The organism is Rhodanobacter sp. UC4437_H4 (assembly GCF_052978425.1).
This window is the reverse complement of sequence record NZ_CM129673.1, coordinates 3,055,755-3,067,675: the sequence shown is the minus strand read 5'-3', so window position 1 is coordinate 3,067,675 and position 11,921 is coordinate 3,055,755. Positions and strand designations below refer to the sequence as shown.

The following is an 11,921-nucleotide window of genomic DNA, read 5'->3' as shown; positions in this document are numbered from 1 at the left end:
GAGATCCGCCATGCACAGACTCTTCATCGGCCTCGCCGCTGCCACCCTGCTCGCCGGCTGCGGCGGAACCAAGCCGGTCGATCCGGTCGACGCGCTGATGGCGCCCTACGCCGGCGACGTGCCCGGCGCCTCGCTGCTGGTCATCAAGGACGGCAAGGCCGTCGTCGATCGCAGCTACGGCCTGGCCAACCTCGAGGACGACGACAAGGCCACGCCGGCCACCAACTACCGGCTGGCCTCGGTGAGCAAGCAGTTCACCGCCGCGGCGATCCTGCTGCTGGCCGAACAGGGTCGACTCACGCTGGACGATCCGATACGCCGCTGGCTGCCCTCGCTGCCGCAGACGACCTCCGCCGTCACCCTGCGCCAGCTGCTCGACCACACCGGCGGCCTGGTCGACTACGAAGACCTGATCCCGCCCGGCACCACCGGGCAGGTCAGCGACAACGACGTGCTGCGCATGCTCTCCGCCACCCCGAAGACCTACTTCGCGCCCGGCACCGCCTACCGCTACAGCAACACCGGCTACGTGCTGCTCGGCCTGGTGGTCGAGCGCGCCTCGGGCTACAGCCTGCCGCTGTACCTCAAGCAGCAGATTTTCCAGCCGCTGGGCATGAATCACACGCTGCTGTACGAGAAGGGCGGCCCCGACGTGGACGACCGCGCCTACGGCTACAGCGAGGTGGGCGGCCAGTGGACGCGCACCGACCAGAGCGTCACCAGCGCCACCCGCGGCGACGGCGGCATCTATTCCTCGGTCGAGGACCTGGCCAAATGGGACGCCGCGCTGTACGACGACCGCCTGCTCAGCGACGCCTCGCGCAAGCTCGCCTTCAGCCCGCACGTGAAGGTCACCGGCGAACCGTACGAGGCCAGCTACGGCTATGGCTGGCGCATCACCGGCGACACGCTGTGGCACTCCGGCGAAAGCATCGGTTTCCGCAACGTGATCGTGCGCTGGCCGAAGCAGCGCCTCACCGTGATCCTGCTCAGCAACCGCAACGAGCCGGAGCCGTACCGCACTGCGCTGGAAATCGCCAGACCGTGGTTGCGTTGATCACCGCCATCACCCATCACCGTCATTCCAGCGCAAGCTGGAATGACGAGAAAGAACGCGAAACCATGAGACCCACCGCGATGCGCGCATTCCCGATACCCCGCCTGCTGCGCGCCGCCTCCGTGCTGCTTGCGCTCGCCCTGCTCGCCGCCTGCGCCCCGCTGCCGCCGCGCAATCCGCTGGCGACCTGGGTGCCCTCGCCGAACCACGACATCCGCCGGCCGGTGCTGATCGTGCTGCATTTCACCGACCAGCAATCGGTGCGGCAGAGCCTGGAAACCTTGCGCACGGCCAACAGTGGCGGTCCGGTCAGCGCGCACTACCTGATCGGCGCCGACGGGCATCTCTACCAGCTGGTGTCCGACCAGCTGCGCGCCTGGCATGCCGGCGGCGGGCGCTGGGGCACGATCACCGACCTCAACTCCGCCTCGATCGGCATCGAGCTGGACAACGACGGCCACAGCCCGTTCGCGCAAGCGCAGATCGACAGCCTGCTGCGCCTGCTCGCCGACCTCACCGAACGCCTGCAGATCCCGCGCGAGCAGATCATCGGCCACCAGGATCTCGCGCCTGCGCGCAAGAACGATCCCGGCCCGCTGTTTCCCTGGCAGCGACTGGCCGCCGCGGGCTTCGGCCGCTGGCCGCAGGGCGTGCTGGTCGATCCGCCCGCCGGCTTCGATCCGTGGATGGCGCTGGCCGTGGTCGGCTACCCGCTGGACGATCGTGCCGCCGCGGTGCGCGCGTTCCACAACCACTTCCGCGGCCTCGGCGGCGACGAACTCGATCCGCAGGACTCACGCATCCTCTGGAACCTCGTGCAGCAGATCGAGTCGGGCGGCTGAGATCTTTCGACAGCCGGAAAGCGGCGGGCAGTGCCCGCCCTACCCGGCGGCAGGCGTAGGGCGGGCACTGCCCGCCTGCTCTTCCGCGAATACCGGCGAGAATGAAAGCGTGCGGTCGCCCTACACCTGCAACCGATCGCCTTGCCGTGCGACCAGCGCATACAGCGCCGGCATCAGGTACATGCCGATCAGCAGCCGCGACAGCATGCCGGCCACGATCACCAGCGCGAACGGGCGCTGCGAATCGGTGCCGACGCCGCTGGCGATGGCCGCCGGCAACAGGCCGAGCGCGGCCACCAGCGCGGTCATGGTGATCGGACGCAGGCGCAGGATCGCCGCCTCGTGCACCGCCCTGGCGATGTCCATGCCGCCCAGCCGCAGCTCGTTGACGCAGGAAATGTAGACCACGCCGGTCAGCACCGACACGCCGAACAGCACGATGAAGCCGATCGCCGAGGACACCGAGAACGGCGTGCCGGTGAGCCACATCGCCACGATCGCACCGAACGGTGCGGACAGCAGCACGCCGGCCACGGTGATGAACGGGAACTTGAAATTGCCGTAGAGCACGAACAGCAGGCCGAAGATCAGCAGCAGGGTGAGCGGCAGGATCACGTTCATCTGTGCGCGCGAGGCGGTGTACTCCTTGTACTCGCCGCCCCACTCCAGCCGATAGCCGTGCGGCAGCTTCACGTCGCGGCCGACCCGGGCGATCGCTTCGTTCACCGCTCCGGCCAGGTCGCGTCCGCTCACCGAGAACTGCACGCCGATGTAGCGCGAACCGTTCTCGCGATAGATGAAGGAGGCGCCGTTGGCGATGCTGATGTCGGCCAGCTCCTTCAGCGGAATCTGCTGGCCGCCGGGCGTGGCTACCGGGATCTCGCCGATCTGCTGCGGGTTGTCGCGGTACTGCGGCTGCAGACGCACCAGCAGGTCGAACTGCTTTTCGCCCTGCGCCACTTCGGTGGCCACGTCGCCGCCGATCGCCGCCTCGATCAGCTTGTTGATGTCCTCGACGTTGAGTCCGTAGCGCGCGATCTTGGCGCGGTCGATCTTGATCGACAGGTTCGGCTGCCCCAGCTCGTGCACCAGGGTCAGGTCGGTAATGCCGCGCACCTTTTCCATCGCCTGCTTGATCGCTTTGCCCTTGGCCTGCAGCACGTGCAGGTCCGGGCCGTAGACCTTGACCGCCAGCGAGCTCTTCAGGCCGGTCTCGGCCTCGTCCACTGCATCCTCGGCCGGCTGGGTGTAGTTGAACTGGATGCCGGGAAACACCTGCAGCTTCTTGTCGATCGCCGCGATCAGGTCCTGCTTGCTGCGGTATTTGCCGTCCCACTGCGAATACGGTTTCAGGCCGACGAAGAACTCGTCGTTGAAGAAGCCGGTGGAGTCGGTGCCGTCGTCCGGGCGGCCCAGCTCGGAGCCGACCGTGGTGACCTCGGGGAAGGAGCGCAGAATCTGCCGGATCTGCGGCGAGATCTTCGCGGCCTCCTTGAATGAGATCGTGTACGGCATGGTGGCGCGCACCCACAGCGAGCCTTCGTCCAGGTGCGGCATGAACTCGGCGCCGATGCCGCGCATCATCACCAGCGCCACCGCCAGCAGCAGCAACGAGACCCCGGTTACCCGCCACGCATGCTGCTGCAGGCGTTCGAGCCAACGCACGTACCAGCCCTTGAACTTGTCGTAGATCGCGTTGCGCCGCTCGCGCACGCCACGGCGCATGAACAGCGCGCACAGCACCGGCAGCAGGGTCAACGTGACCAGCAGCGAGCCGACCAGGGCGAAGATCATGGTATCCGCCATCGGCTTGAACAGCGTGCCGGAAGGCCCGGTCAGCACATAGATCGGCAGGAAGCTGGCCACGATCACCGCCACCGCGTAGACCAGCGGGCGGTCCACTTCCGAGGCGGCGCTCTGGATGACTTCCTTGATGTTGAACTCGGTGCCCTGCCGCGCGGCCAGCTCGCGGAAGATGTTCTCGACCATGAAGATCGCGCCATCGACCAGGATGCCGAAATCCACCGCGCCGATCGACAGCAGGTTGGCCGAGGCGCCCTTCAGGTCCAGGCACAGGAACGCGAACAGCAGGGCCAGCGGAATCGTCACCGCCACGATCAGCCCGGCGCGCACGTCGTAGAGGAAGAAGATCAGCACCGCGATCACCAGCACCATGCCCAGCAGCAGGTTGTGCATCACCACCGCCTTGGTCTGGCCGATCAGGTCGGTGAGGTCGTAGAACGGGTGGATCTTCACGTCATCGGGCAAGACGTCGCGGTTGAGCTCCTGCGTCTTCGCCTCAACCCGCTGCAGCACGTTCTCCGTCTTCGAACCGGTCAGCGCCAGCACCACGCCCTCCACCGCGTCGTCCTGGCCCATGTAGCCGAACTCGCCCAGCCGCGGCGCGATGCCGACCTGCACGGTGCCGACATTCTTGACCAGGATCGGCGTGCCGTCGTGCACCGCCAGCACCACGTCACCGATGTCCTGCACGGTCTCGAGCCGGCCCAGCCCACGCACGTAGAAAAACTGCCCGCCCTGGGTGTAGAAGCCGCCGCCGGCGTTGCCGTTGTTCGCGGCCAGCGCGGCCTCCACCTGCGCCACCGACATGCCCAGCGCGGCGATCTTCACCGGATCGAGCAGCACCTGGTATTGCATGGTGCCGCCGCCGAAGCCGGAATCGTCGGCCACGCCGGGCACCGAGCGGTACTGCGGCGCGACGACCCAGTCGTTCAGCGTCTTCAGCTCCATCGGCGAGCGGTCGGTGCTCTGCAGCACGTAGCGATACACCAGCCCGGAAGGCGGCGACATCGGCGACATCGACGAGGACACACCGTCGGGCAATTCGACATCCGGCAAGCGGTTGCGCACGCGCTGGCGCGCGAAATGCGGATCGGTGCCGTCGGCGAAGGTAAGCGTGACGTCGGACAGGCCGTACAGCGACACGGAGCGCTTGGTCACCATGTCGGGGATGGCATTCATGCCCAGCTCCACCGGCACCGTGATCAGCCGTTCCACTTCCTCGGCCGAATGCCCCGGCCACTGCGTGACGATGTCGACCATCGGCGGCGACAGGTTCGGGTACGCATCCATCGGCAGGATGTTGTAGGACCACACGCCGGCCGCGGCCAGGCCCAGCGCCAGCAGCACCATCAGCATGCGCTGCTGCAGCGCGAACGCGACGATGCGGTTGATCAGCGAGGCCGGGCGCGGCGGCAGCCCTTCGGGTGGCGTCTGCGCGCTCATTGGGTCTGCATGAAATGCAGGAAGATCGCGCCGTCCACCACGACCTTGTCGCCGGCGTGCAAGCCCTCGGGAATCTCGAAGGAATCGCCCACGCGTCTACCCAGCGTCACCGTGCGCTGGGCGTAACCGCCGTCAGCCGCCGCCACGTACACGAACGGCAGGTTCTCGTCATCGCGCAGCACCGCCGACACCGGCAGCAGCAGTCCCGTGCGCGCGTCACTGGAGCGGATATTCACGCGCACGTACATCTGGCGCTTGAGCAGGCCGTCCGGATTGGCGACCAACACGCGGGCGCCGATCGAACGCGTATCGGGATCGACCACCGCGCCGACGTTGGTCACCTTGCCGGGCATCGTCGCGCCATCGCCGCCGACCTCGACGGTGGCCGCGTCGCCGTTCCTCACCGCCGCCAGATCGTCGCCGAACAGCTGCGCCATCACCCACATGGTCGAAGTGTCGGCGACGGTGAAGCAGGCTGTCGAACCGGCCGCCAGCAACTGGCCGGGCGCAATCGACTTCTCCACCACGGTACCGGAGATCGGCGCGCGGATCACGCCCTGGCCGCGCGCGACCGACTTGCCTTTGCGTATCGCCGCGATGGTTTGCGGATCGACATGCAAGGCCAGCAGCGCCTGCAACGCGGCGTCGCGATCGGCGTCTGCCCCCGCCGCATCGGACTGCGCCTGCGCGTGTTCGCGCTGCGATATCGCCTGATGTGCGTACAGGTCGCGATCGGTCGCCGCCACCTGGTCGGCGGCATGGGCCGCGGCGAGCGCCTTGCGATATGCGCCGACGGCGGCGGCGAAGTCGGGCGAATCCACCCGCGCCAGCGGTTGTCCCGCCTTGACCTTGTCGCCCGGGTTCACCAGCACCTCGGTCACCGGGCCGGAGAACGGCGCCAGCACTTGCGTGGCGCGGTCGTGGTCGAAATCCACCACGCCGCTGGTTTCGATGCTGCGATGGAAGCTGCTGCGTTCGATGGTCAGCAGATGGATGTGCTGGCGCTGCGCCGCGGTCAACGTCACGTTGTGCGGTGTGTCGGTGGCGGTTTGGGGCTCCGCTTTCGACGAGCAGGCGGCCAGCGTCGACACGATCATCAGCGCAAGGACGGGCGCGCGCCAGGACAGCGCGGGGCATGGTCTACTTTTCATCGCTATCCCGAGTGGCAGCGGCATCGGTGGAGTGGGCATCGGCGTCGTGCCACCAGCCGCCGCCCATGGCCTGGAACAGCGCGGCGGTGTCGACGTAGCGACTGGCCTGCGCCTGCACCAGCGCGATGCGCGCCTGCTGGTCGGCCTGCTCCGCGCCGAGCAGCGACAGGTAGCTGGCGTAGCCGTCCTTGTACTGGCGCTGCGAGAGTTCCAGGGTGAGTTTGGCGGCATCCGCGGCCTTGGCCGCCGCCTGCAGGCCTTCGGCATCGTGCTGCAACGCCGCCAGCGTGTCGGCCACGTTCTGGAACGCGGTCAGTACCGTGCCGCGATATTCCTCGGCCGCCTGCACGTAGGCCGCCTTGGCCGCGCGCTCCTGATGCAACAGGCTGCCGCCCTCGAAGATCGGCGCGACCAGATCCGCGCCCAGGCTCCAGAAGCCGGTGCCGCTCTTGAACAACTGCTTGATCGCCAGCGCGGTGCTGCCCGCATTCGCGCTCAACGTGATATTGGGTAACCGATTCGCGATCGCCACGCCGATCTGCGCGCTGGCCGCGTGCATGTTGGCCTCGGCCTGCCGCACGTCGGGGCGCTGCGCCACCAGGGTCGAAGGCAGGCTCAGAGGAAGCTGCTGCGGCAACTGCAGGCTGGCGAGGTCAAACGACTGCGGCGCCGCCTCGCCGGGCAGTTCGCCGGCCAGCACGGCCAACAGGTGGTTCTGCTGGTCCAGCTGGTTCAGCAACGGTGGCAGCGTCGCCTGCAACTGGGCCAGTTGCGATTCCTGCGCGGCGAGATCGAGCCGCCCCGCGTAGCCCTTGTCCAACTGGTAGCGCAGCAGCTTGACCATCTTCGCGTTGGTCGCGATCAGCTCGCGGGTCGCGGCGACCTGGGCGCGCAGCGAGGCCTGCTGCACCGCCGCCACCACCACGTTGCTGCTCAGCGTGATGCGCGTCGCCAGCATCTGGAATCGCACCGCCTGCTGCTGCGCCTTCAGCGATTCCACGTTGCGCCGGTTCAGGCCGAACACGTCCGGCACATACGACACGCTGACCTGCGGCGTGAACAGGTTGTACAGGTACGCGTTGTTGCTGGGCACCGGCGCCAGCGCGCCGGGCGGGTCCTGCTCGCGGCTGGCCGACATGCCGGCGCTGACGCTCGGCGCATACGCGCCGCGTCCGGCGCGGGTGTTCTCGCGCGCCACCGCCAGCGCGGCCTGCGCCGCCTTCAGATCGGGATTGTGCGCCAGCGCCTGTGCGATCAGCGCGTCGAGCGCGGCCGAATGGAACAGCGTCCACCACTGCGCGGGAATGTCGCCGCCGGAAACGAAACGCTGGGGCTGCCCGCCGGCGACATTCGCACCGGGGGTGCGCTCCGGCAGCGGCCCGGCGGCCACGCCGGCAACATCCGGTGCCGCCGGCTTCCGGAAATCCGGCCCCACCGCGCAGCCGCCGATCGCCAGCACCGCGACGACCGCCAGCAGCGACCCCCCTGCCCGTCTGATCATCGCGGCCGTCATCGCGACGGTGCCAGCAGACAATCGGACCGCGGGTTTTTCATGCGTGCGCGTCTTGAGGAAAAGATCGGAACGCAACGATATAACGTACCAAGCCGACGCGAAAGCCTGCAAGAAATTGCGTTTGCGCAGCCCGTCCCGCGGGAAGCCGCATCGGGAGGGCGCGACACTCGCCCCCTCCCGATGCGGATCAAGCCATGCAGATCAAACCCACGCGCCACGCGGTGCCCGGGAAGTCGGGCACGCCGGCGCGCGTCGCTCTAGAAGCGCAGCGCCACCCCCAGGTTGACGGAACGGCCATAGCGGTAATAGCCCTGCGACAGCAGCGGGTTGCCGTTGATGCTGTAGGTCTGCGCCTTGTCCAGCAGGTTCTGGCCGTCCAGGCTGACGCTGATCATGTCGTTGAACTTGTAGGAGACGTGCGCGGTGACCCAGGTGATCGCGTCGGCCTGTTCGTTGTAGCCGGTCCCCAGCACGTTGATCGCGGTGACGAAGCCGTTGGTGCGGTCGGCATTGGCGCCCAGCGACCACTTGCCCTTCTCGTACATCACGCCCAGCGAGTAGGTCGCCGGGGCGATGCCCTCGAGCGGACGCTGCTCGCCATCCACCCAGCTCGTGGAGAGGTTGCGCGTGTACTGCGCACGCACGCCGAAACCGTTGTCCCAGAAATGCTGCAGGCTCAGTTCCAGGCCTTTCACGCGCGCATGGTCGCCGTTGATCGGGCGCATCACGTTGAACAGGTAGCCGGGCACGCCGATGTCCTGGCCGGTTTCCCAGCTGGTGGTGATCTGGTTGGTGATGCGCTTGTAGAACACGGCCATGCTGGCGACGGAGTGCTGGGCGAAGTACCACTCCAGCGACAGGTCGCCCTGCGCCGCGCTGTAGGGCTTGAGGTCCGCGTTGCCGCCGTAGACCTGGGTGAACTCGCCCCACGCGACGCTTTCGGTGGTGTTGGTCGGTGCCAGCTGGTCCACCGCCGGGCGCGCCATGGTCTTGGCCGCGCCGGCGCGCAGTTGCAGCTGGTCGGTGAAATGCCAGGTGAAGTTGGCCGAGGGCAGCAGGTAGCTGTAGCTCGCGTCCTGGACCACCGGCGTGGGCGCCGCGTACTCGGCGGTGTAGTTGAACGCGCCGTTCTCGGTGATGTTCAGGATCTTCGCGTCCCAGGCCTGGGCGCGGGTATCGGTCTGCACCAGGCGCACGCCGACGTCGCCTTCCCAGCGATCCCCGGACATGTCCGCCTGCACGTAGAACGCGTTGGTCTTCTCGCTGACGCGGTAGCTCTGCAGCGGGTTCCATTGCGGGCCGGCCAGCGCGTAGTCGTACGGCGTGCCGTCCGGGCGGAGGTTGCCGTTGTAGGCCTGCAGCCGGGCCAGGTAGTTGGGCACGTCGAAGGCCAGGAAGCTGCGTGGGAAGCTGCTGCCCACGCCGGACATGAAGTGCGGCAGGTGGAAGGAGTGCGAGATCACGTTGCCGCCGAGGTCGGCCACGTTGATGGCGTTGTCCTCGGAGTAGTAGTCCGCGCCGCCGTTGAGGGTGTTGTTGACCAGGTCGCGCGACTTCTCGCGCTCGGTGCGGGTCACGCCGAAGCGCAGGTTGTCCACGCCCCACTTGCCGACGAACAGCTTGCCGGCCACGGTGCCGCCGGTGATCTCGTCACGGACGTTGTCGCCGCTCAACTCCATGTAGTGCGTGTTGAAGTCCGAATCGCTGAACTGGCCGCTGGCGAGGCCGGAGATCAGGTCGCGACCGTCGTCGAACTTCACGTCGACGTTGGGCACCGCGTACGGGCCGACGGTGATGCGCGCCGTGTTGGGCTGGTTCATGCGCAGCACGACGTAGGTGTCCTGGCCGCCGGAGCGACGCTCCGAGGTGGAGCGGTACAGGTCGCCGGTCAGGGTCAGGTCGTCGGTCGCCTTCCACTCGCCGTTGATGCCGTACAGCGCGGTATCGACGACGCGGTACTGGGTCTGGTTCAGCAGTTCCGGATTGAGCCGCAGCTCCGGGTCCGGGTTGTCCATGGTGAAACCGGTGACGATGCCATTCTGCACGGTGATGTCGGACCAGCGCCCCGGCGCGAACAGCGGGTAGTAGGACTGCTGGAAGGACACCTGCGGCGAATCCAGGCGCGTCTTCAACCCATCCACCACGATGCGCACCCGGTCGTTCGGACGCCACTCGATCTTGCCGGAATAGGCGCTGCGCTTCTTGTCCTCCAGGATCGAGCCGACGCGGAACTGGCCCGGCGCGATCAAGCCGTAGTCTTCCGGGTCCAGCTCGCCGTTGCCGTTGAGGTCGATGTTGCCGCCCCAGGCGTTGCCGTACCAGTTGGGATCGTTGGGGTCGGGGTTGCGCGTCCAGCCGCCGTCGTTGCCGGCGACGTCGGTGCGATCCTTGCGCTTGGCCTTGACCACGCCCAGCAGCACGCCGACGGTGTCGTTGGCGAAGGTGTTGCTGTAGGCGGCCGAAAACTTGTGTCCGTTGAGTTCGGACATCTGGTTGCGATCGCCCTCCAGGCGCACGATGCCGTGCTGTCCGGGCCGGTCGAACGGGCTGGCCGAACGCAGGTTGATCAGGCCGCCGATGCCCCCTTCGGTCAGCGAGGCCTGCGCGCCCTTGATCACGTCGGCACCGCTGATCACGTCGGCGGGCAGGACGTCGAAGGCAAAGTCGCGACCGGCGCCATCAGTCGCCAGGATGCGGCCGTTGAACGTGGTCAGCGTGAACTCCGGGCCGAGGCCGCGCACGCTGACCTTCTGTCCCTCGCCGCCGGCCGTGCGCGAGATGGCCACGCCGGTAATGTGGCTGAGCGAGTCGGCCACGTTGTCGTCGGGGAACATGCCCAGTTCGAGCGCACTGATCGAATCCTGCACGGTGCCGGCATCGCGCTTGAGTTCGGTCGAGCGCGCCATGCTGCCCCGCTCGCCGGTAACCACCACGGTGGCCAGCTCGGTGGCGGCGCGCGGCGTGCCCTGGTCGACCGGGACCGCCTGCGGGCTCTGCGTCGTGGCGGCGCTGGCAGGCGCTGTCTGGGAGAACGCCGCCGCCGGTATCAGTAGCGCCAGCGCGACGGCACAAGACAGTGTGTTTCGGTGAAAGGATGCGGCGTTCAAAGGCTCTCTCCTGGGGGCGCGATGGCGGACCTTACATCTAAACAACGAAACCGAGCCTATATCATGTTTCGTTTCGCATCAATAGCGAAATACAACGAAATACGGCATAATTTCGCCACCCGTCGGAACTCCCAAATGGCCGCTACTCGCGATACCAGTCAACGACGCCTCCAGATCAGCGAACTCGTCCGCCAGCAAGGAAGCGTCCAGGTCAGCAGGCTCGCCGACCGCTTCGGCGTGAGCGCGCAGACCGTGCGCAAGGATCTGCGCTACCTGGCCGAGCGCGGCGTGATGGCGCGCGCCTACGGCGGCGCGATCGACAGCGGCGTGATCGGCAACGGCAGCCCCGCCGAACCCAATTACGAAGCGAAAATCACCAGCTACCTGGCCGAGAAGCGCCGCATCGGCGTGCGCGCCGCGACCCTGATCAAGCCCGGCGACACCGTTGCCATCGACTCGGGCACCACGGCCATCCAGCTGGCCAAGGCGTTGCCGGACATCGACATCACCGTGGTCACCAACGACTACGGCGTGCTGACCGCGCTGGCATCCAAGCCGAGCATCAACCTCGTCATGCTCGGCGGCGAACTGCGCCGGCGCAACATGGCGTTCTACGGCGGGCTGACGGTCGAGGCGCTGGACGCGCTGCACGTGGACAAGCTGTTCCTCGGCGTGGACGGTTTCGACCTGGAGCGCGGCATCACCACCCATTACGAGCCCGAGGCCCTGCTCAACCGCAAGATGGTGGAGGCCGCACGCGTGGTCATTTCCATCACCGACAGTTCGAAGTTCGGCAAAGTCTGCCTGCACCGCATCATCCCCGTCACCGCGTTGAACGTGTTGATCACGGACACCGGCGCACCCGAGGACATCATCCAGGCCAGCCATCAGCTCGGTTTCGAGTTGTTGCTGGCCTGAGAGCAGGGATTCGGGATTCGCAAAAGCATGAGAGCGCCGCCGCCGCAGGAGCCCGCTCGCCGGCGATGCTCCTGACGCTCCCGCAAA

Annotated in this window: 7 protein-coding genes; 3 read left to right on the top strand and 4 right to left on the bottom strand. The window is 67.4% G+C overall.

Translation table 11 applies throughout. From position 1 onward, the window contains the following. Nucleotides 1-10: 10 nt before the first annotated feature. Nucleotides 11-1,057: a serine hydrolase domain-containing protein gene (locus ACVCL3_RS13870; protein ID WP_447099698.1), complete on the top strand. Its 1,047-nt coding sequence runs from the start codon at nt 11-13 to the stop codon at nt 1,055-1,057. 65 nt (nt 1,058-1,122) lie between these two features. Then, the gene (locus ACVCL3_RS13865) at nt 1,123-1,899 is read left to right on the top strand and encodes an N-acetylmuramoyl-L-alanine amidase (protein ID WP_447099697.1); all 777 of its coding nucleotides are present in this window, start codon (nt 1,123-1,125) and stop codon (nt 1,897-1,899) included. A 120-nt stretch (nt 1,900-2,019) separates the two neighbouring features. On the opposite strand, the gene ACVCL3_RS13860 is transcribed toward ACVCL3_RS13865, so the two are convergent. The 4 genes from ACVCL3_RS13860 to ACVCL3_RS13845 all read right to left on the bottom strand — a co-directional run bounded on the left by ACVCL3_RS13860 (nt 2,020) and on the right by ACVCL3_RS13845 (nt 10,916). Next, on the bottom strand, nt 2,020-5,145 hold the full coding sequence (locus ACVCL3_RS13860) for an efflux RND transporter permease subunit (RefSeq protein ID WP_447099696.1): 3,126 nt from the start codon (nt 5,143-5,145) through the stop codon (nt 2,020-2,022). Next, on the bottom strand, nt 5,142-6,320 hold the full coding sequence (locus tag ACVCL3_RS13855; protein WP_447099695.1) for an efflux RND transporter periplasmic adaptor subunit: 1,179 nt from the start codon (nt 6,318-6,320) through the stop codon (nt 5,142-5,144). The genes ACVCL3_RS13860 and ACVCL3_RS13855 overlap by 4 nt, the downstream gene beginning before the upstream one ends. Continuing rightward, nucleotides 6,286-7,797, bottom strand: coding sequence for an efflux transporter outer membrane subunit (locus ACVCL3_RS13850; protein WP_447099694.1), 1,512 nt, complete (start codon nt 7,795-7,797; stop codon nt 6,286-6,288). Before ACVCL3_RS13850 ends, ACVCL3_RS13855 begins: the two co-directional genes overlap by 35 nt. A 269-nt stretch (nt 7,798-8,066) precedes the next feature. After that, a complete protein-coding gene (locus ACVCL3_RS13845; protein WP_447099693.1) occupies nt 8,067-10,916 on the bottom strand; it encodes a TonB-dependent receptor in 2,850 nt (949 codons plus the stop codon). A 135-nt stretch (nt 10,917-11,051) separates the two neighbouring features. Between ACVCL3_RS13845 and ACVCL3_RS13840 the strand changes: the two genes are divergently transcribed. Beyond that, a complete protein-coding gene (locus ACVCL3_RS13840) occupies nt 11,052-11,834 on the top strand; it encodes a DeoR/GlpR family DNA-binding transcription regulator (RefSeq protein ID WP_395120184.1) in 783 nt (260 codons plus the stop codon). Nucleotides 11,835-11,921: the final 87 nt, after the last annotated feature.